14 protein-coding genes are annotated in these 20,615 nt (G+C 73.0%); 5 read left to right on the top strand and 9 right to left on the bottom strand.

The window, feature by feature from the left end; genetic code table 11:
- The first annotated feature begins 216 nt into the window (after positions 1–216).
- Together F9278_RS31260 and F9278_RS31255 are read left to right on the top strand one after the other, a co-directional pair.
- Complete coding sequence (locus F9278_RS31260; RefSeq protein ID WP_152171279.1) at positions 217–798, top strand: hypothetical protein; 582 nt, start codon at positions 217–219, stop codon at positions 796–798.
- Positions 799–1,015: 217 nt separating this feature from the next.
- Positions 1,016–2,959, top strand: coding sequence for a serine/threonine-protein kinase (locus tag F9278_RS31255; protein ID WP_152171278.1), 1,944 nt, complete (start codon positions 1,016–1,018; stop codon positions 2,957–2,959).
- A 99-nt stretch (positions 2,960–3,058) separates the two neighbouring features.
- Here the strand turns inward: F9278_RS31255 and purH are convergent, their stop codons facing one another.
- A complete protein-coding gene (gene purH, locus F9278_RS31250) occupies positions 3,059–4,621 on the bottom strand; it encodes a bifunctional phosphoribosylaminoimidazolecarboxamide formyltransferase/IMP cyclohydrolase (protein WP_152171277.1) in 1,563 nt (520 codons plus the stop codon).
- On the bottom strand, positions 4,618–5,247 hold the full coding sequence (purN, locus tag F9278_RS31245) for a phosphoribosylglycinamide formyltransferase (protein ID WP_152171276.1): 630 nt from the start codon (positions 5,245–5,247) through the stop codon (positions 4,618–4,620). Before purN ends, purH begins: the two co-directional genes overlap by 4 nt.
- A gap of 349 nt (positions 5,248–5,596) precedes the next feature.
- Between purN and F9278_RS31240 the strand changes: the two genes are divergently transcribed.
- On the top strand, positions 5,597–6,409 hold the full coding sequence (locus F9278_RS31240) for a hypothetical protein (protein ID WP_152171275.1): 813 nt from the start codon (positions 5,597–5,599) through the stop codon (positions 6,407–6,409).
- Positions 6,410–6,429: 20 nt separating this feature from the next.
- On the opposite strand, the gene F9278_RS48510 is transcribed toward F9278_RS31240, so the two are convergent.
- The gene (locus tag F9278_RS48510) at positions 6,430–8,739 is read right to left on the bottom strand and encodes a cell division protein PerM (RefSeq protein WP_319023119.1); all 2,310 of its coding nucleotides are present in this window, start codon (positions 8,737–8,739) and stop codon (positions 6,430–6,432) included.
- A 126-nt stretch (positions 8,740–8,865) separates the two neighbouring features.
- On the opposite strand from F9278_RS48510, the gene F9278_RS31230 reads away from it, so the two are divergent.
- Positions 8,866–9,813 (top strand): RNA polymerase sigma factor, encoded by a 948-nt coding sequence (locus F9278_RS31230; RefSeq protein WP_319023118.1) that lies wholly within the window; start codon positions 8,866–8,868, stop codon positions 9,811–9,813.
- A 144-nt stretch (positions 9,814–9,957) separates the two neighbouring features.
- Here the strand turns inward: F9278_RS31230 and sucD are convergent, their stop codons facing one another.
- The 6 genes from sucD to F9278_RS31200 form a co-directional block, all read right to left on the bottom strand.
- Positions 9,958–10,842 carry a succinate--CoA ligase subunit alpha gene (gene sucD, locus F9278_RS31225; RefSeq protein ID WP_152171273.1) on the bottom strand — a complete coding sequence of 295 codons (885 nt, stop codon included), beginning with the start codon at positions 10,840–10,842 and terminating at the stop codon, positions 9,958–9,960.
- A gap of 21 nt (positions 10,843–10,863) precedes the next feature.
- Positions 10,864–12,042, bottom strand: coding sequence for an ADP-forming succinate--CoA ligase subunit beta (sucC, locus tag F9278_RS31220; protein ID WP_152171272.1), 1,179 nt, complete (start codon positions 12,040–12,042; stop codon positions 10,864–10,866).
- Positions 12,043–12,765: 723 nt separating this feature from the next.
- Positions 12,766–13,761: a hypothetical protein gene (locus F9278_RS31215; protein ID WP_226967035.1), complete on the bottom strand. Its 996-nt coding sequence runs from the start codon at positions 13,759–13,761 to the stop codon at positions 12,766–12,768.
- 318 nt (positions 13,762–14,079) lie between these two features.
- The gene (locus F9278_RS31210; protein ID WP_152171271.1) at positions 14,080–15,273 is read right to left on the bottom strand and encodes a VWA domain-containing protein; all 1,194 of its coding nucleotides are present in this window, start codon (positions 15,271–15,273) and stop codon (positions 14,080–14,082) included.
- Positions 15,274–15,430: 157 nt separating this feature from the next.
- Positions 15,431–17,830, bottom strand: coding sequence for a DUF5682 family protein (locus F9278_RS31205; protein ID WP_152171270.1), 2,400 nt, complete (start codon positions 17,828–17,830; stop codon positions 15,431–15,433).
- Positions 17,827–19,002: an ATP-binding protein gene (locus F9278_RS31200; RefSeq protein WP_193241710.1), complete on the bottom strand. Its 1,176-nt coding sequence runs from the start codon at positions 19,000–19,002 to the stop codon at positions 17,827–17,829. The genes F9278_RS31205 and F9278_RS31200 overlap by 4 nt, the downstream gene beginning before the upstream one ends.
- Before the next feature lie 133 nt (positions 19,003–19,135).
- Here F9278_RS31200 and F9278_RS31195 point away from each other — a divergent pair, with 133 nt between their 5' ends.
- Positions 19,136–20,506, top strand: coding sequence for an SWIM zinc finger family protein (locus F9278_RS31195; RefSeq protein WP_152171269.1), 1,371 nt, complete (start codon positions 19,136–19,138; stop codon positions 20,504–20,506).
- The last annotated feature ends 109 nt before the right edge of the window (positions 20,507–20,615 follow it).

Here is a 20,615-nt window from a genome sequence, read left to right as displayed (position 1 = left end):
CCTGGCGGACGCCCGCCCACCCCTTCCCACAAGATCGGATGTGTTGCACTTGCACAACACCCGCTGAATCTCCCTGGACATCCGGACGGGCATATAAAACGATTGGGACACAGTGCCGCGGGCACTGCCGGGGGGCGTGACCATTTCAGAAGACTCAGGGCATTCCTCCGAACCGTGCCGCGCGTCCCCGCACCAGGCAACGGAGGAAACCCCGCCATGAGTTTCGGCGACCCGAACAACCCGTACGGCCAGCCCCAGCAGCAGCCGCCCGCCCAGCCCTACGGCTACCCGCAGCAGACCCCGCCCCAGCAGCCGGGCTACGGCGGCTACCCGGCCGCCCCGCCGGTCTCGCAGGGCTACGGCGGTTACCCGAACGCGCCCGAGACCATACCCAGCACGGTCAACGCGGCCCGCATCATGCTCTGGGTCATCGTCGGCCTCCAGGTGATCGGTGTGCTGCTGTACGGCATCGGCGCGATCGGTGTGGCCGCGGCCAGCGACAGCACCGAGGACCCGGCTCTCGCGGAGGCGCTCGGCAACATCCCCACCGGCCAGATGGTGGCGATCGCGATCTTCGCGGTCGCCTGGCTGGTCTACGCGATCATGCTGGCGGTGAAGTTCAAGTCCGGTGGCAACGGCGTACGCGTCGCCGCCCTGGTCTTCGGCATCATCACCGCCGTCCTCGGCGTCTTCCCGTTCTTCCTGATCGGCCTGGTCCACCTGGTCCTGGGCATCCTGATAGCCGTCTTCGTCGGCAACGCGAACGGCAAGGCGTGGTTCAACCGCCCGCGTTACTGAGCCAGGCTGCGTCACTGGGGCCGCCCGCGTCACCGAGACCGGCCGCGTCACCGAGGCAGGCCGCCGAGCGCCACGAAGGGCCGTACCCCACCTGCGGGGTACGGCCCTTCGGCGTGCCGTGCCCGGCTCCGCCCGCGCGGTACTCTCTCTCAACTCGCGTTGCCCATGGGACGGTTGAGGCGACGCACGACCAGAGAGAACACCACCCGGGGGACCCATGTCAGACGAGCGGCCCGCACCGCCGCCGCACTCCCCCGCCCCGGACGCCACCGCGCTGGAGCGGGCGGGCGCGACCCCGCTGAGGCCGTCGGACCCCCGGCGCCTCGGACCGTACGTACCGCTGGGGCTGCTCGGCAGCGGCGGGATGGGCCGGGTGTATCTGGCGCGGCACGCCGACGGCGGCCCGGGGCTCGCCGCGGTGAAGGTGATCCGGCCGGAGTACGCGGAGGACACCGAGTTCCGGCGCCGGTTCCAGCGGGAGGCGGGGGTGCACGACCGGGTCCGCACGCCGTACGCACCCCGTCTGCTCGGCACCGGTTTCGAACCCGAGGACGAGTACGGGCGCGAACTGCTCTGGATGGCCACGGAGTATCTGCCGGGACTCAACCTCTCCGACGCGGTGCGCGACTGCGGCACGCTGCCGCCCTCGGGAGCCTGGCGGCTGATCGGCGAACTGGGCCGGGCGCTGGCCGCCCTCGCCGAGGCCGGGGTGGTCCACCGCGACCTCAAACCGTCCAACGTCCTGCTCGCGCGCGACAGCGTCCACGTCATCGACTTCGGTATCTCGCAGGCCGTGGACAGCAGCGCGATCACGACGACCGGAAGCCGGGTGGGCACGCCCGCGTACATGTCGCCCGAGTATCTCCACGACGGCCGCTGCGACTCCGCGTCGGACGTGTTCTCCCTCGCCGGGACCCTGGTGTACGCCGTCACCGGCCACGCGCCCTTCGGTGACGGCACCGGGGTCGATGTGATGCACCGGGTCGCCTTCGAGGAGCCCAAGCGGGCCCTGATGTCCGAACTGGCCTCGGCGGACCCGGCCTTGGCCGCCCTCCTCACCACCTGTCTCACCAAGAACCCGACGGACCGCCCCACCCCGGCACAGCTCGTCGAGGCCGCCACCGACACCGACCGCCCCTGGCCCGCCTCCCTCGACGCCCGCCTCCGCACCCGCCATGAGGCGTACACCGCCCTGACCGACGCCACGGCCGTCGAGACGAGCCACCACCACGATCCGGCCACGCCCCCGGCCACACCGCCGGCAGCGGGCGCGCGGGGAGTGCCCTCGCCGCCGGGGGTCTACGGAGCGCCGACACCACCGGGGGCCTCCGCGCCACCCGGGATGTACGGCGCGCCCACGCCCCCCGGCACGTACGGCGCGCCCACTCCGCCCGGGGTCTACGGCGGGTCCGTCGCACCGGGGGCCTATGGGATGCCCGTGCCCCCGGCCGGGGCGTACGGCCCGCCCACGCGGGCTGCCGTGGGCCATGGGGTGCCGGTGGCCGCAGGTGAGGGGCGGGGGACCGTCCCCGTGGCCTTGGGATCCCGGCGGCGGAGGGCGCCGTACTTCGTCGTCGTGGCCGTGCTGGCGGTGTGCGCGGTGGGGATGGGGGCGTACTTCGCGACGCGCCCGGCAGCCGAGGAGTCCGTGTCCGCCGGGCCGACGGCCGGTGCCACGACGGCGCCCGACGGGGAGGCGGCGGGCCCGCTGCCGGGGTCCTCGGAGTCGCCCTCGCCCTCCGCCGACAAGGAGAAGAAGGAGGCCGAGGACAGCCCGTCCGCCGAACCCACGCGGGACACGGCCGACGCCACGCCCAGCGGCGCCACCGCCTCCCCGTCCGACAGCGCCCCGGCCACGTCCCCCACCCCCACGCCCACGCCCACCGAGGCCGCGACGAGACCCGCCACCCCGGCCTGGATCTCCCAGTGCACCTACTACTCCGGCACCGAACTCACCGACCGCGGCGACGAGGGCCAGCGCGTCGTACAGGTGCAGTGCATGCTCGACCGGCGCGGCTACAGCGTCGGCGGCACGGGCGTGGACGGCAAGTTCGGCAAGAACACCGAGTCGGCGGTCAAGCGGTTCCAGAGGGCGAAGGGACTGGAGGTCGACGGCCAGGTCGGCCCCAACACCTGGGCGGCACTGCGCGCCACGACGTAGAACGCGGCCCGCCCCCGACCCCGTACGGACCTCGGACCCGTACGGAGTTCACGCGTACGAACTCCGTACGGGATCAGTGGCGCGGCTCAGTGGCGCGGCTCAGTGGAAGAAGTGCCGCGTCCCCGTGAAGTACATCGTCACGCCGGCCTTCCGCGCGGCCTCGACGACCAGCTCGTCACGGACCGAACCGCCCGGCTGCACGACGGCCTTGACGCCGGCCGCGGTGAGGATCTCCAGCGCGTCCGGGAAGGGGAAGAACGCGTCGGAGGCGGCGTACGCGCCCCGCGCGCGCTCCTCACCGGCGCGCTCGACGGCGAGCTTCGCGGAGTCGACACGGTTGACCTGCCCCATGCCGACGCCGACGGAGGCGCCGCTCTTGGCGAGGAGGATCGCGTTGGACTTGACGGCCCGGCAGGCCTTCCAGGCGAAGGACAGCTCGGCGAGCTCGTCGGCGGAGAGCGCGTCCCCGGTCGCGAGGGTCCAGTGCGCGGGGTCGTCGCCGTCGGCCTGGAGCCGGTCGGTCACCTGGAGGAGCGCGCCACCGTCGACGGGCTTGAGCTCGCCCGGCGCGCCGGGCGCGCCCGGGGCCTTCAGCACCCGGATGTTCTTCTTCTTGGCGAGGGCCTCCAGGGCCCCCTCCTCGTAGTCGGGCGCGACGATGACCTCGGTGAAGATCTCGGCTACCTGCTCCGCCATCTCCTTGCTGACCGGCCGGTTGACGGCGATCACACCGCCGTACGCCGACAGCGGGTCGCACGCGTGCGCCTTGCGGTGCGCCTCGGCGACATCCGCGCCGACGGCGATCCCGCACGGGTTCGCGTGCTTGATGATCGCGACGGCCGGCTCGTCGTGGTCGTACGCGGCACGGCGGGCGGCGTCCGTGTCCGTGTAGTTGTTGTACGACATCTCCTTGCCGTGCAGCTGCTCGGCCTCGGCGAGACCGCCGCTCCCGGAGACGTACAGCGCGGCGGGCTGGTGCGGGTTCTCGCCGTACCGCAGGGTGTGCGCGCGCTCCCAGGTCGCCCCGAGGAAGTCGGGGAACCGCGACTCGTCGACGGGGGCGTACGAGGACGCGAACCAGGAGGCCACGGCGACGTCGTACGCGGCCGTGTGCTGGAAGGCCTCGGCCGCGAGCCGCTTGCGGGTGGCGAGGTCGAAACCGCCGTCCTGGACGGCCTTCAGGACATCGGCGTACCGGGCCGGGCTGGTGACGACGGCCACCGACGGGTGGTTCTTCGCCGCGGCGCGGACCATCGACGGCCCGCCGATGTCGATCTGCTCGACGCACTCGTCCGGGGTGGCCCCCGAGGCGACCGTCTCGCGGAACGGGTACAGGTTGACGACGACGAGGTCGAAGGGGGCCACGCCCAGTTCGTCGAGCTGCTGCCGGTGGCTGTCCAGGCGCAGGTCGGCGAGGATGCCCGCGTGCACCTTGGGGTGCAGGGTCTTGACCCGGCCGTCCAGGCACTCGGGGAAGCCGGTCAGCTCCTCGACCTTGGTGACGGGGACATCGGCGGCGGCGATCCTCGCGGCCGTGGAGCCGGTGGAGACCAGCTCGACACCGGCCGCGTGCAGCCCGCGCGCGAGCTCCTCCAGCCCGGTCTTGTCGTAGACGCTGACGAGCGCCCGGCGAAGGGGCCGCTTGTTGGTGTCGGCGGTCACTGGATAACTACCTTTCGTCCCTCAATGCGATAGCCGTTGCGGGCGAGCCGCCCCACGACATCGACGAGCAGCCTTCGCTCGACTTCCTTGATGCGCTCGTGCAGAGCGCTCTCGTCGTCCTCGTCCCGGACCTCCACCACGCCCTGCGCGATGATCGGCCCGGTGTCGACGCCGTCGTCGACGAAGTGGACGGTGCAGCCGGTGACCCGGGCGCCGTACGCGAGCGCGTCCCGCACCCCGTGGGCCCCCGGGAAACTGGGGAGGAGCGCCGGGTGGGTGTTGACGAACCGCCCGCCGAACCGGGCCAGGAACTCCTTGCCCACGATCTTCATGAACCCGGCGGAGACGACGAGATCGGGCTCGTACGCGTCGACGGCCTCGGCGAGCGCCGCGTCCCACTCGTCACGTGTCTCGTGGTCCTTGACCCGGCAGACGAAGGTCGGCAGTCCGGCGCGCTCGGCACGGGCGAGCCCCTCGATGCCACCGCGGTCGGCTCCGACGGCCACGATCTCGGCGCCGTAGGCCTCGACGCCGGTGGTCTCGATGCCGTCCAGCAGCGCCTGGAGGTTGGTGCCGGATCCGGAGACCAGCACGACGAGGCGCTTGGCCACGGGCTTGGCGGCCACGGTGGGGCCCTTTCTACGGGTACGGGTACTGATCTACGGGTACTGACGAGGGGTTCACTTGTATGTTCATACGAATGCTTCGCGTCCCCCGATACGGGGAAGTCTACGAAGCGGCCGACCGTCAGCAACGATACCGGCACACCGGACGGCCCCCGTGGGACGGGGGCGTGGCCGGAAGGTAGCGTCTGCGAGGAGTGGGCTCGGGAACGCGGTCGGTACGCGGGGCGTTCACGGAGTGACAGCTCATGCGCCACCAGTAGATTTCACCGCCTTAGTCACTGCCTTAGTCACTGCTGTAATCACCTCCGTTGTTCACCGCCGTATTCACCAAGGGGAAGACGCACTCCTGATGCCGGACCGCAGCCTCCGCATTCCTTCGCTCCTGCTGCGCGAGCGGAGTTCCTCGCCCACGCCTCCGCGCGAGAGCGAGGACGCCCCCGAGCAGTCCGGGCAGCCCGGACAGCCCGGAGGGGGCCGGAGCGCGGGCTCTTCGGACGACAATCCGTTCGCCCCGCCGCCCGAGGGCACGCCCGACCGGCCGTGGCAGCCGCGCCGGCCCGACGGCCAGGGTTCCGACGACGGAGCGGGTCGCGGTGGTGGTCACTCGCCGTGGGGCAGTCAGTGGAGCGACCGGCAGCCCGGCCGCTCCTCCGGCGGACCCTTCGGTGAGCGTCCCGGTGGCCAGGGCGGGCCTGGAGGAGCGGGTGGGCCGGGTGGTTCCGGCCAGGGTTCCGGGGGCGGTCCCGGGGGCGGGCTGCGCTGGGACCCGACGGATCCCGCCCAGCGCCGTGCGCGGTACTCACTGCTCTGCGGTATGTGGGCCTTCTTCTTCGCCCTCTTCGCCTGGCCGTACGTCGCGCTGCTGCTCGGCTCGCTGGCCGTGTACTGGGCCGTCAGCGCGCTGCGGGCCAAGCCGCAGACGCCGGACCCGTCCCGGTCGGCGGCGCCCGAGCCGGGCGGTCGCCCGCAGCGGACGGCGGCCATCAGCGGCCTGGTGACCTCCACGATCGCCCTGGCCATCGTCGCGATCACCTTCACGGCCCAGTTCGTCTACCGCGACTACTACACCTGCGTCAACGACTCCCTCACCACCGTCTCCGCGAAGTCCTGCAAGGACCTCCTCCCCGAGGGCCCGCTCCGGGAGATCCTGGGCGCGCAGTAGCCTGCGGCGCCTTCACACCATCAGGGGGCTTCGCCGGGGCTGGAGTCAGGGCTGGAGTCGGGAGTGACTTCGGGGCCGTGGGCCGAGGTGGGGGCGGGGCCCGTGCCGGGGCGCGAGGGATGGTGTTCGGGTCGCTCGTCCGTCGAGGCCGCCTCACGCAAGGCCGCCCAGCGGGCCGCACGGGAGCCCGTGTCCCAGCGGGGCGGGGGTGTGGGAGCGGTCGCGGCGGACTTGTAGGCGTACGGGTCGAGGGCGTCGTACGGGGCAAGGGCGTCGGTGGGGTCGGGGCCGGTGCTTGGCCCGGAAGCGGTACTGGCACTGGTGCTGACGGCGGCGGTATCGGTGGACGTGGACGTGGATGTGGATGTGGATGTGGGGTCCCCGGAGGCCGCCGGAGTTGGATGGTCGGGACGGCCGGCCGGGCCTCGCTTCGCTCCGGAGAGCCAGGCCGGGAAACGGCGTGTGCGTTTCGGGGCACTCGGGGCGCTCGGGGCGGGCGGAGACTGCGCCACGGTGGTCGGGGTTGGAGTCGGGGTCGAGGCTGAGGTCGCTGTCGATGCCGAGGTCGTCTTCGGGCGCTCGGTGGCTCGGGGCCCCGTTCTGGGTCCACCCGACGTGCGCCCCGACGTAGCCCCCTGCCCGCCCGAGCCGCCCGGCACGGACACGGCGGCGGTCGCCCTCGGGCCTGCCGAGGCCTCCCCACTCGCGTCCCCCTTCACCTCGCGCCGGAAGACCCTGGCCACGATCGACCTCTTCCGCCGCCGACCGGCCTCCTCACCTGCGGGCGCCCCCGACCGCCGCCCCTGCCCAGGCACCCCGGCCGTGTTCGTCCGCCCGCCCCCATCCGCTCCCTTCCGAACCTGAGCCCGTACCCGACCCTGAGCCCGAACCCGACCCTGAAGCCGAACCCGCCCCTGAAGCCGGACCCGATTCCGCGCCCGGACCCGTCCCCAGCGCGCCGCCAGCGCCACCGGCACCCCCACCGCGCTCACCCACGCCCAGGTCGCGCCGCCCGCCTGCCACCACACCGGTCCGAAATCGGCGAGGGCGGCGGTGCCGAGGGGCCCGCCGGAGAGGAGGGCGAGAAGGGCGAAGGCCATGGCACACAGGAGCGCCGCGAGGAGGGCCGCGCCGACCGTCCGCCCCGCCGGCCACGGCGCCACCCGGTCACCCGCCGCCCGCGCCGCGACGAACCACCCGACCGTCATCCCCGCCGCCAGCGGCACCGCGCCCACCGCCCAGTACACCGGCGCGCCCCCGCCCTCCGGGACGGCCGCGAGCAGCGGAAACGGGGGCAGGAGGACGGCCATGCCCTGAGCCGCCGAGTCCAGCGGCGCGACGGTGTGCCCGGCGCCCAGCACGAACCCGGGGCCGAGCCCGTACGCCGCCGCCCACAGCGCCGCGTTCGGCACGAGGGCGAGGCAGAGCAGCAGTACGGCGAACCGCCCGGACAGCGCCTCGGTGAGCTGGAGGAAGGAGTCGCGGGCCGCGCCGCCGTGCCAGACCAGGGACACGGCCACCAGCAGCGCGCCACCGCCGGCCAGCATGAGCACCCCCGCCGCGGCGGCCCGTCCGGCGGCGGCCACGAGATGGCGTCGCCACACCGTCTCCGGGGCGCCCCCGAGGAGCGCGGGCAGGGGCAGCCGGGGGCGCCCGCGCCCCGCCCACACCCCCGTACCCGCCGCGAGCGCCGCCAGCAGCGGTACACACAGCGCGGCCCACAACCACCGAGGTCGCAGCACGCCGCCCGAGGCGTACAGGGTGACCACCGCGCCGACCGCCGCGTAACCGATGACGAGCCCGGCCCACATCGCGCGGGCGCTCACCCCGGAGCCGTCGCCCGCGTGGTCCCGGGCCGACCGGTGCAGCAGCACCGCCGGCAGGGCGAGCAGGAAGAGGGGGACGAGGCCGACCGGGGCGGGGACGCCGGAGAGCGTGTCGGTGCGGACGAGTTCCACGCCGTGCGAGAGCAGCCACAGCGCCGCCGCCACGTGCAGCGCCCCACCGGGCCCGCTGTCCGGGTACGGCGAACTGATCCACAGCATCGTCACCAGGGCGACGAACGCCCCGACCCCGAGCCCCGCCGCCAGGGCCCCGCCCAGCACCCCGGCGACGAGCTTGGACGACCGTCGGCGCGCCCGCCTGAGCAGCGGCGACAGTGGAGACCGCGGCGACGACGTGTACAGGGAGGCCGTCGGCGCCATGGGCCTCATGGGCGCCCCGGCCGCTGTGGGGAAGGCCTGCCGGCCGTGGTCGGCGGGGTACGGGCCCCGCCCGGCGGTCGGCTGGTTCGGCTCGTTCGGGTCGGTCGCGTGGGTCACGTCGGCCATGCTCCCAACGACACGCGCTTTACCGGCGTAACGATGGATTCATGCACGTGTCGCCCAATATGTGCTTATGTGCTTTTTCGTACGAGGGTTGCTCCGACAGAGGTCGCTACGGCGGGAGGCGATCCGGTGACCGGGCCCGGGACGGGGGCCCAGGCCGGGACGGGGGCCGAAAGCGGGACCGAGTGGTATCAGCAGCCCCCCGGCACGGACGCCGGCCCCGGCACGGACGCCGGCCCCGCCCCCGGCGCCGACGATCCGGCCCCACCACGCCCCCCGGACCCCCTGACCCCCGCTCAGGCCTTCGACGCCCTCTACGCGTACTGCGCCCCCACCCTCGTCCAGCAGACCTATCTGCTCACCGGACGACGCCGTCTCGCGCGCGAGGCGGTGGAGCGCGCCTTCCAACTCGCCTGGCACCGCTGGCCCGAGGTGGCCGTCGACCGCGACCCGGCGGGCTGGGTGCGGGCCGCCGCCCACGACTACGCCCTCTCCCCCTGGCACCGGCTGCGCCCCCGGCAACAGCCCGAACCCCAGCCGACCGACCCCACCGGCCGCGCCCTGCTGACCGCGCTGCTGGAACTGCCGCCCCCGTACCGCCGCACCCTGCTCCTCTACGACGGTGTCGGCCTCGATCTCCCCGACACGGCCGCCGAGACGGAGGCCAGCACACCGGCCGCCGCGGGCCGTCTCCTCTACGCCCGCGCGACCGTCACCGCACGCCTCCCGGAGCCGGTCGCCCCCGACGACCTCAACCGTCTCCTGGCCACACTCCCCTCCGGCGTCCGCCCGGGACCCACGAAACCCCCCGCCCTCCGGGCCCGCGCCGACCTGCGCGCCCGCCGCTGGATCCACGCCGCCATCGCCTTCACCACCCTCCTCCTCACCACCACCGCCCTCACTCTCCACACCGCCCCCGACCACTACGAACCCCCGGTCCCCCCGGGCGCCCCCGTCCAGGGCGTCCCCCCGAAGGCGGCCCCCGGCCCCCTCTCCAGGACCGAACAGAAACTCCGCGCCAAACTCAGATCGGCGACAGCCGCAGGCCCGGAACGCCTCCACCCGGAGGCCCACTGAGCCGACAGTCCTGCATGGCTGCGCCCCTGCGGAGGGTCCCCACAGGCCACCGCGCGCCCCCAACCCCGTACCCCCGAGAACGCCAGCGGGCCCGCACCCCGGTCAGGGGTGCGGGCCCGCAAAGGCTCAGCAGAGCTGAAGAGATCAGCCGTTGAGGATCTCGCGCGCGAGCTTCGCCGTCTCGGTGGGCGTCTTGCCGACCTTGACACCGGCGGCCTCAAGGGCCTCCTTCTTCGCGGCGGCCGTACCGGAGGACCCGGAGACGATGGCACCGGCGTGGCCCATGGTCTTGCCCTCGGGCGCGGTGAACCCGGCGACGTAACCGACGACCGGCTTCTTCACGTTCTTCGCGATGAAGTCCGCGGCCCGCTCCTCCGCGTCGCCACCGATCTCACCGATCATCACGATCAGGTCGGTGTCGGGGTCGGCCTCGAACGCGGCGAGCGCGTCGATGTGCGTGGTGCCGATGACGGGGTCGCCACCGATACCGACGGCCGACGAGAAGCCGATGTCCCGCAGCTCGTACATCATCTGGTACGTCAGCGTGCCGGACTTCGAGACGAGACCGATACGGCCCGGCTTGGTGATGTCACCGGGGATGATGCCGGCGTTCGACTGACCGGGAGTGATCAGACCCGGGCAGTTCGGACCGATGATGCGCGTCTTGTTGCCCTGCGAGACCGCGTACGCGTAGAAAGCGGCCGAGTCGTGGACCGCGATGCCCTCGGTGATGACGACCGCGAGCGGGATCTCGGCGTCGATGGCCTCGACGACGGCGGCCTTGGCGAAGGCCGGCGGTACGAAGAGGACGGATACGTTGGCGCCCGTCTTCTCGATCGCCTCGGCGACGGTGCCGAAGACCGGGATCTCGGTACCGTCGACGTCGACGGACGTGCCCGCCTTGCGCGGGTTGACGCCACCGACGATGTTCGTGCCGTCGGCCAGCATGAGCTTGGTGTGCTTCATGCCCGTGGCACCGGTCATGCCCTGGACGATGACCTTGCTGTCCTTGTTGAGGAAGATAGCCATGGCGGTTGTTTCCCTCGTCCCTTACTTCGCAGCCGCGAGCTCGGCGGCCTTGTCGGCCGCGCCGTCCATGGTGTCCACGCGCTGGACCAGCGGGTGGTTGGCGTCGGAGAGGATCTTGCGACCCAGCTCGGCGTTGTTGCCGTCCAGCCGGACGACCAGCGGCTTGGTGACTTCCTCGCCCTTGTCGGCGAGCAGCTGCAGCGCCTGCACGATGCCGTTGGCGACCTCGTCACAGGCGGTGATGCCACCGAAGACGTTGACGAAGACCGACTTGACGTCGGGGTCGCCGAGGATGATCTCCAGGCCGTTCGCCATGACGGCGGCGGAGGCGCCACCGCCGATGTCGAGGAAGTTGGCCGGCTTGACGCCACCGTGGTTCTCACCGGCGTACGCGACGACGTCGAGGGTGCTCATGACGAGACCCGCGCCGTTGCCGATGATGCCGACCTCACCGTCGAGCTTGACGTAGTTGAGGTTCTTCTCCTTGGCGGCGGCCTCAAGGGGGTTCGCGGCGGCGTGGTCGACGAGCTCCTCGTGGTCGGGGTGGCGGAAGTCCGCGTTCTCGTCCAGGGAGACCTTGCCGTCGAGGGCCAGGACATCGCCGGAGGCGACCTTCGCCAACGGGTTGACCTCGACGAGAAGGGCGTCCTCCTCGATGAAGGTCTTCCACAGGGTGACGAGGATGTCGGCGACCTTGTCGGCGACCTCGGCCGGGAAGTTCGCGGCCTCGACGATGCCGCGCGCGATCTCGGGGGTCACCCCCACGTTGGCGTCGATGGGCGTCTTGGCGACGGCCTCGGGGCGGGTGGCCGCCACCTCCTCGATCTCCATGCCGCCCTCGACGGAGGCGATGGAGAGGAAGGTGCGGTTGGTGCGGTCGAGGAGGTAGGAGACGTAGTACTCCTCGACGATTTCCGGAGCGGTCTCGGCGATCATCACCTTGTGGACCGTGTGGCCCTTGATGTCCATCCCGAGAATGTCCGTCGAACGGGCGACAGCCTCGTCCGGGGTGGCGGCGAGCTTGACGCCGCCGGCCTTGCCTCGACCACCGACCTTCACCTGAGCCTTGACGACAGACTTGCCGCCCAGCCGCTCGGTGATCTCGCGCGCCGCCTCAGGCGTGTCGATGACTTCACCGGCCAGCACCGGTACACCGTGCTTGGCGAAGAGGTCCCTCGCCTGGTACTCGAACAGGTCCACGCGCTTCCGTCCCTATCAGTGATCGCGGTTCGTTGGATGCGTGGGCGTGCCGCGAAGGGCAACGTGACGTCCGCCGAGAGTCACAAGGGAGGCGCACACGGTGTCCGAGCGCGCGGCATGTCCGTCTCGCAGGTTATCGCTGCTTCCCGGAGGCCCCTAAATCGCGGGTCACACCTGAGCGGTGATACCTGTCACATGATGCCGCCCTCACTGGCACCGCGTGCCGCGCGTGCGGGACCTCACCGGACGGGGGTACGTCCGGTGAGGTCCCTCCGAGGCCCTTCACCCACTCCGAAGGGCCCCTCGACGGGTGATCCCCTCCCCATGGGGGACCACCCGCCACCACCCCCGGCATCCACCCGGACCAGGCCGACGGCTTCGGCCGTCCGGGTTTCCACCGATGGGTCGGCTGTCCTGCACCGCTCCCGGGGTCAGGGCCCACGAGCGGCGTGCACGACGGCCGGCACGGGGGAACGGCGGGGGTTGTTGTTCATGCGCGCGTCAGTTCCTTGGGGGATGCGGGTGGTGTTCCTGCGGGTGGAGTTCTTTGAGGGAGTTCTTCGGGGGAGTTCTTCGGGGGCCGGGGGCGCGGCTCCGGCACTCGGAAGCTGCTGGGGTCGGGCCTCCGCGAGCAGCGCCTCTGTATGAGGGAGGCGCAGCCGGACGGCGGGCAGGCCTGTCCCACCCCCGCGCGACAGTTCGGCGGGGTCGGAGGGACGGGTGTCAGCCGGGGAACTCCGGGATGTCCCGGTGGCGGTCCCGGGTTCCGTCCGGGACGTCGGCCACGGGAGTGCCGAGCAGGACGCTCAGCGGCGCCCGGTCGAAGGAGGCCACGGCGTGCGGCTCGGCGTGCCGGGGCCCGTTGTTGTCGACGGCGGAGTGGCGGCCGAGGGCGCCGGTCGGAAGACCGTGGGGGTTCTGCCGCGCGGGCACCCGTAAGACGGACGGGCCTCCGACGCCTGAGTCCCGCCGCGGGGCCGATACGACCGGCGCCGCACCGCCGTCCACGGCATACGGCCCATACGTTTCGGCGGCCGGCCCGGAAGCCCGCTCACCGTCGCGTCGGCCGTCGCCGTCCACGGGCGGGCCCGGCCTCTCGGCCTCCGCCCGCCCCGGCTCCAGCGGCGTCGCCACCACGGGCGGCGTCTCCACCGGCGAGGTGTTCCACCCGGGCATTTCCGGCAACTGCGGCAGCCCCGGCACCTCGGGCAGCGACGGCAATCCGCTCACCGGCGGAAGCTGCGAGGACACCCCACCGAGCCCCTCGGTCACCGACTCCACGAGATCCCCGACCGGCACGACGACATGCTCGGTGACCGGCCGCACGACCTTCTCGGTCACCGGACGTACGACGTCCTCCTTGACCGGACGTACGACGTTCCCCTTGACCGGACGTACGACGTTCCCCTTGACCGGACGTACGACGTTCTCCTTGACCGGTCGCACGACGTTCTCCTTGACCGGTCGCACGATGTCCCCGGCGACCGTAGGTACGACGCCGGTGACTCCGGTGGCCGTGTCGGTGACGGCGGGCAGGAGCGGTGACGAGGTCGGTGTGCCCTCCGCCGCGTTCGCGCGCGTCCCGCACAGGACGCCCAGCACGAACAGTCCGCCCACCAACAGCGCCACGCGCAGCGAACGGCGCCCGGCGGCCACGCGCACCACGCGCAGGACGGCACCGGCACCGGGAAGCGCGGCGGCTGGGGTCAGGGCGGGCAAGACGGGGAGAACCCTCCCGTGCGACGGAACGGCGGAGTACGGGGTGAGGATGCGCGAGATGCGAACACCCGTGTGAAGGGTGTGAAGCGTTGCCGATCCTCGCACGGGACTCCCGCCGTCGCGCAAGCCCCACGTCACCGATGCGCGGTCATCTCCCCTTTTCAACCTGCCCTGTCCGGTAGCCGACTGCCGACGCGGTCGCGGTCGCGGTCAGGGGCAGGGGCAGGGGCACGGCAATCCGCGCCGCGCCCGAACACGCCTCCTCCACCCGCCCCTTCGCACCCGGTCCGTCACACCTGCCCCTGCACACCCGCCCCTTCACACCCGGTCCGGTATCGGCAACGGCCGCTTCTCGATCGCCGCCGCCATCACCTCCGGGAAGAGGTCGGGCGTGCAGGCGAACGCCGGTGCGCCGAGCGCCGCGAGGGCCGCCGCGTGCTCGCGGTCGTACGCCGGCGCCCCTTCGTCGGAGAGCGCGAGCAACGTCACGAACTGCACCCCCGACGCCTTCATCGCCGCCACCCGCTTCAGCATCTCGTCCCGTATCCCGCCCTCGTAGAGGTCGCTGATCAGCACGACCACGGTGTCCGCGGGCCGGGTGATCTGCGACTGGCAGTACGCGAGCGCCCGGTTGATGTCCGTGCCGCCGCCGAGCTGGGTGCCGAAGAGGACGTCGACCGGGTCGTCGAGCTGGTCGGTGAGGTCGACGACCGCCGTGTCGAAGACGACGAGCCGGGTGTTGATCGACCGCATGGACGCCAGCACCGCCCCGAACACGGACGCGTAGACCACGGACGCCGCCATCGACCCCGACTGGTCGATACAGAGGACGACCTCCTTCTTCACCGACTGCGAGGCCCGCCCGTACCCGATGAGCCGCTCGGGCACGACCGTCCGGTACTCCGGCAGATAGTTCTTGAGGTTGGCCGCGATCGTGCGGTTCCAGTCGATGTCGTGGTGGCGCGGCCGGTTGACGCGGGCGCTGCGGTCGAGGGCGCCGGTGAGGGTGGCGCGGGTGCGGGTCGCGAGCCGTTTCTCCAGGTCCTCGACGACCTTCCGTACGACGGCTCGCGCGGTCTCCTTCGTCGTCTCCGGCATCGCCTTGTTGAGGGAGAGCAGGGTGCCGACGAGGTGGACGTCCGCCTCCACCGCCTCCAGCATCTCCGGCTCCAGGAGCAGCGCGGAGAGCCCGAGCCGGTCGATGGCGTCCCGTTGCATGACCTGGACGACGGAGGAGGGGAAGTACGTCCGGATGTCGCCCAGCCATCGCGCGACGGACGGCGCCGACGCCCCGAGCCCCGCCGAACGGTCCTGTCCCGCCCGCGACTTGCCCCCCTTCCCGTTCCCGTACAGCGCGCCCAGCGCCTGGTCCATCGCCGCGTCCCGCCCGCCGAGCGCGCACCCGGTGCCGTCCGCCGCGTCCCCGCCGAGCACCAGCCGCCAGCGCCGCAGCCGCTCGTCGGCGTCCCCGCCCGCGTCCGTCTCCGCCACCGTCTCCACCCGCGTCGTCATCCGCGCACCCCCGCCCGAGGCCGGGCCCAGAGGGGCATCACCGTCACGGTCTTCGGGCGGTCGCCCGGCCGCGCCACACGTCCACGCACCGGCCCGCCCCCGGCGTCCATCGCCTCGCCGGCCCGCCCCGACTCACGCGATCGCAGTCCGTCGGTCGTCATCCCGCCACCCCCACAAGGTCGTTGTCATCGACGGCCGTCCGCCGGTCACCCTCCGGTCCGTCGCCGTCCAGGCCCAGCAGCAGCCGCACCACCGGCAGCACCGCGTCCGCGCGGTCGCCGTCGAGGTCGTCGGCGAAGCCGGGTATGCCGCCGGACCCGACGCCCGCCGCACTCGCCCTTCGCCCCGGCCCGCGCCGCACCAGCTCGCCGAGCGTCCGCCGCACACCCGCCTCGTACGCCGAGAACGTCCGCCGCAGCAGCGGCAGTACGTCCGTGAACGCGTCCCCCGGCACCCCGGTGAGCCAGGCGTCCACCAGGCCGAGGAGCCGTTCGTCGTGGACGAGCAGCATCCCGCCGCCGGAGCCGCCGCCGACGAACCCCTCGATCCACGCCGCCGCGTCCGCCGGTGCCGTACCCGGCGACAGCACGAGCCCCATGAGCCGCGCCGCCTCGTCCTGCGCCAGCTCCCCGTCGTCCAGCAGGAGTCGCACGGCCCGCCCCCGGATCACCCCCGGCACCGTGTCCCGCCCGGAGAGGACGTGGAGCACCGAGTGCCAGCGGCCCCGTATCCCACGCCCGCCCCTGGTGCCCTGCCCCTTCCCGACACCCTCCCCCGTCCCCGCCCCGGTCTCGCCTAGCAGGCCCACCGCTCCGTGCACGGCGTCCACATGGCGGCGCATCTCCTGTGCCGCCTCCGCGTCGAGCGCGGCGCACGCGGGCGGCAGCCCGACGAAGACGCGCTCCGCGAGGCCTGCGGCGACCTCGGCCAGCGCGCGGGTGTCGGTGGCGCGGACGTCGCCGTAGCGGAGGGAGCGGACGAGGGCCGGGAGTGCCTGGGCGAGGTGGCCGACGTCGGCGTCGAGGGCGGCTCGGTCGGCGAGCACCCGCATCACCACGGGCAGGGCGGCGGGGAGTTCGGCGAGGAGACAGCGCTCGGCGAGGCCGGTGATGTCGGCGAGCGAGCGAGCCGTGACGGCGTCAGCCTCGGCCTTGGCGGTCGCCGCGGAGAGCACGGTGGTCCCCCAGACGCCGGCCTCGGCGACCCGCACCGACAGCTCCGGCTCCCAGCGCAGCCGCCAGGTCTCCCGGAAGGTGCCCGTGCTGCCGCGCGAGGCCGTCGGCTCGCCCCACTCGACGCCGAGCAGCCGCAGCCGGTGCAGCAGCCGGCTGCGCTCCGCGTCGTTCTCCCTGCGCAGGTCAAGCTCCATCTCCCGCTCCAGCGCCTCCGGCTTGAGCCGCAGCCGCCGCTGGAGCCGGGTGAGGTCCCGCTGCAGGGGCACCGCCGGCGCCGCCTCGGGCACCTCCCCCAGGACGTCGCCGACCACCAGCCGGTCCCGCACCAGCGACAGCGGTACGTCCGAGCCGTCGCACATCACCGCCCGTACGGCGTCGGTGGTCTCGGTGAGGCCCGGCAGCGGGCGCCCGCGCATCGCGGCGAGCGTCTCGGCCAGCCGTACCGCCTCGATGACATGGGCGGAGGAGACGATCCGGTCCTCCTCGCGCAGCAGGCCCGCCACCTTGGTCAGCCAGCGCTCCACGGGACGGTCGGGCGCGCCGAACAGATGCCCGTACCAGCCCGGCGAGTCGATGCCCGCGCCGTAGCCACCGGCACGGGCGAGCCTCCGGTTGGTCCATGGCACCCAGGTCATGTCGGTCCTGACCTTGGGCAGCCCCTTCAGCAGCGCCCGGTCGGCGGCCACGGTCGGCTTCTCCCGCAGCGCGGGCACATGCCAGGCGCCGCACACCACGGCCACGCCGTCGTCCCCGAACTCCTTCTGCGCGGACCGCAGTTGCAAGCGCATGTACGCCTCGCGCACCGGATCCCGGTCGCGCCCGCCGGTCCCGTACACCTCCCGGAGCGCGCCCATGGCCTCCTCCAGCACGGTGAACGGCGCGAAGACGTCCCCGCCCGTCCGCCGGTGCTCGACCACGTCCTCCCACCATCGCTCGGCGTCGTCGTAACCGGCGGCTTCGGCGAGCGCGGCGAGCGGATCGCCCCGGACCGCCTCCTCAGCCGCCGTCTCCTCGTCCCTCCCCCAGGCCAGCGTGTGGGTGGCCGGCAGGTCGATGAAGCGGGCCGGGACACCGTGGGCGAGGGCCCACTTGACGGCCACCCACTCCGGGGAGAACTCGGCGAACGGCCAGAAGGAGGACCGCCCGGGTTCGTCGACCGCGTGGGCGAGCAGCGCGACCGGGGGCCGCATGTCCTCGTCGGCGGCCAGCGCGATCAGTCCGTCCGCCTCCGGTGGCCCCTCGATCAGCACGACCCGGGGCCGAGCCGCCTCCAGCACGGCCCGCACCGCCCGCGCCGACCCGGGCCCGTGATGCCGTACCCCGAGCAGCAACGGGCCACCACCGGGCGGTCGTACGTCCCCGGCCTCCCCCCACCCCCTCACGCGCTCACCTCACGGCAGGCGCGGTAGAAGTCGGTCCAGCCGTCGCGTTCGCGGACGACCGCCTCCAGGTACTCCTGCCAGACGACGCGGTCGGCGGCCGGGTCGCGGACGACTGCGCCGAGGATGCCGGCGGCAACGTCGGAAGGGCGCAGGACGCCGTCGCCGAAGTGGGCGGCGAGGGCGAGCCCACCGGTGACGACGGAGATCGCCTCGGCGGTGGACAGGGTGCCGCTGGGCGACTTCAGCTTCGTACGGCCGTCCGTCGTGACGCCGTCGCGCAGTTCACGGAAGACCGTGACGACGCGGCGGATCTCGTCGACGCCGTCGGGCACGGCCGGCAGGTCGAGGGAGCGGCCGATCTGGTCGACGCGGCGCGAGACGATGTCGACCTCGGCGTCGGCGCTCTCCGGCAGCGGCAGCACCACGGTGTTGAAACGGCGGCGCAGCGCGCTCGACAGGTCGTTCACCCCGCGGTCGCGGTCGTTGGCCGTGGCGATGAGGTTGAAGCCGCGGACGGCCTGGGTCTCCTGCCCCAACTCCGGTATCGGCAGCGTCTTCTCGGAGAGGATCGTGATCAGTGTGTCCTGGACGTCGGCCGGGATACGGGTCAGCTCCTCGACGCGGGCCGTCATGCCCTCCGCCATGGCCCGCATGACGGGGCTGGGCACGAGCGCGTCGCGGCTGGGGCCGTGGGCCAGCAGCTGCGCGTAGTTCCAGCCGTACCGGATCGCCTCCTCCGGGGTGCCCGCCGTGCCCTGCACGAGCAGGGTGGAGTCGCCGCTGACGGCCGCCGCGAGATGCTCGGACACCCAGGTCTTGGCGGTGCCCGGCACGCCGAGCAGCAGCAGGGCGCGGTCGGTGGCGAGGGTGGTGACGGCGACCTCGACGATGCGGCGCGGCCCGACGTACTTGGGTGTGATCACCGTGCCGTCCGGGAGCGTGCCACCGAGCAGATAGGTGGCGACGGCCCACGGCGAGAGCTTCCAGCGGGCCGGCCGGGGCCGGTCGTCCTGCGCGGCCAGCGCGGCCAGTTCGTCGGCGAAGGCGTGCTCGGCGTGCGCCCGGAGCACGTCACCGCCCGTGCGCGCGCTCTCACCACCTGTACGGGTGTTCGCGGGCGCGGACTGGTTGTGGCTCGGGTCGACAGTGGTCGTTCCAACGGACGCAGGCATGGCTGAGTCCCCCTCCAGCTCGGCCGGTTCGGATCTGATGACCACCCTGCACCACCCCACTGACAATCCAGTCTGACCTGCGGAAATTGGATCGCGCAAGCCAATTGTCAGTGGTGGGATCTACCTTCAGAACATGACTCAGCAGGGGGTGCGCTGGACGGCTGAGCAGGTGCTGGCATTGGCACCTGACGCAGCGTCGCGCAAAGCCGGAAGCAAACTCGCCGTGGCAGGGCCGTGGTCGAGTGCTGGCAGTTCGGACGAGGGGACGGTGTGGGGACTGTGCAAAGGAAGTGGCAGCAAGCCGTATCAGACGATCATCGACGTGGCGGACTCCTCCGGGCCTGCCTACAAGTGCAGTTGTCCGAGCAGGAAGTTCCCGTGCAAGCATGCGCTGGGGCTGCTCCTGCTCTGGGCGGGCGACGACGCCGCGGTGCCGTCCGGGGCGGCGCCGGACTGGGCGGAGCAGTGGCTGTCCGGCCGCCGCACGCGCGCAGCGGAGAGGACGACGAGGACGGACGCGGCATCTGGGGCCACGTCCGCTGATCCGGAGGCGGCGCGTCGCCGAGCAGAGCGGCGCGCCGACCGGATCACCGCGGGCGCGGCGGAGCTCGAACAGCGTCTGACCGACCTGTTCCGCGGCGGCCTGGCCGCCGCGGAACAGGCGGGGTACGGGCTGTGGGAGGAGACGGCGGCCCGTATGGTCGACGCCCAGGCCCCCGGACTGGCGGCCCGGGTGAGGGAGTTGGGCGCGATACCGGGCTCGGGACCGGGCTGGCCGGTCCGCCTCCTTGAGGAGTGCGCGCTCCTCCATCTCCTCGACCGGGGCTGGCTGCGCCGCGATCTCCTCCCGGACGGTCTCGCGGCCACGGTCCGCTCCCGGATCGGCCTGTCCGGTTCCCCGGACGGCCCACCGGTCCGCGACCGCTGGCTGGCCCTCGCCCAGTACGACACGTCCGACTCCCACCTCACCACCCGCCGCATCTGGCTGCACGGCACCGAGTCGGGCCGTACGGCGCTGCTCCTCTCCTATGGAGCCGCCGGCCGCGCACCCGAGCTGTCACTGCCGGTCGGGCTGGCGTTCGAGGCCGAGGTGTCGGCGTATGCGAGCGCGGGACAGCCGCGCGTGGCCCTCGGCGAGCGTTTCACCGCGCCCGAGCCCACCGCCGTACGACCGCCGGGGATCACTCCGGCCGAGGCGGCGGCCCGTTACGGCGCGGCCCTCCGGGACGACCCCTGGCTGGACTCCTCCCCGGTCACCCTCACCCGCGTCGTCCCCACCCCGGACGGCGACTCCTGGCAACTGGCCGACGCCGACGGCGACACGGCCCTCCCCCTCACCGCCACCGCCCTCTCCCGCCCCGGCCTGTGGCGCCTCATAGCCCTCTCCGGCGGCACACCGGTCACCGTCTTCGGCGAGTGCGGCCACCGCGGCTTCACCCCGCTCACGGCATGGGCGGAGGAGCAGTCGGAGGACGCACGGGGACACGCGGTGGCGCTGTGCTGAGGGCCAACGCGATCGGGGACGGCGGCGGAAGCAGCGATCCCGAACGCGGCGGTCACGGCGGAGGCGGTCGCGGCGGAAGCGGTCGCGGAAGCGGCAGTCAAAGAAACAA

This window comes from Streptomyces phaeolivaceus (genome assembly GCF_009184865.1).
Taxonomy (GTDB): Bacteria; Actinomycetota; Actinomycetes; order Streptomycetales; family Streptomycetaceae; genus Streptomyces; species Streptomyces phaeolivaceus.
The sequence above is the reverse complement of the archived record's forward strand: the minus strand, read 5'-3'. Positions and strand labels throughout refer to the sequence as shown.

What these genes read in the sequence shown, in the direction of transcription:
- F9278_RS31260 (WP_152171279.1), top strand. Translation starts at nt 217, where the DNA reads ATGAGTTTCGGCGACCCGAACAACCCGTACGGCCAGCCCCAGCAGCAG.
- F9278_RS31255 (WP_152171278.1), top strand. Translation starts at nt 1,016, where the DNA reads ATGTCAGACGAGCGGCCCGCACCGCCGCCGCACTCCCCCGCCCCGGAC.
- F9278_RS31240 (WP_152171275.1), top strand. Translation starts at nt 5,597, where the DNA reads ATGCCGGACCGCAGCCTCCGCATTCCTTCGCTCCTGCTGCGCGAGCGG.
- F9278_RS48510 (WP_319023119.1), bottom strand. Translation starts at nt 8,739, where the DNA reads ATGGCCGACGTGACCCACGCGACCGACCCGAACGAGCCGAACCAGCCG.
- sucD (WP_152171273.1), bottom strand. Translation starts at nt 10,842, where the DNA reads ATGGCTATCTTCCTCAACAAGGACAGCAAGGTCATCGTCCAGGGCATG.
- F9278_RS31210 (WP_152171271.1), bottom strand. Translation starts at nt 15,273, where the DNA reads ATGACGACGCGGGTGGAGACGGTGGCGGAGACGGACGCGGGCGGGGAC.
- F9278_RS31200 (WP_193241710.1), bottom strand. Translation starts at nt 19,002, where the DNA reads ATGCCTGCGTCCGTTGGAACGACCACTGTCGACCCGAGCCACAACCAG.
- F9278_RS31195 (WP_152171269.1), top strand. Translation starts at nt 19,136, where the DNA reads ATGACTCAGCAGGGGGTGCGCTGGACGGCTGAGCAGGTGCTGGCATTG.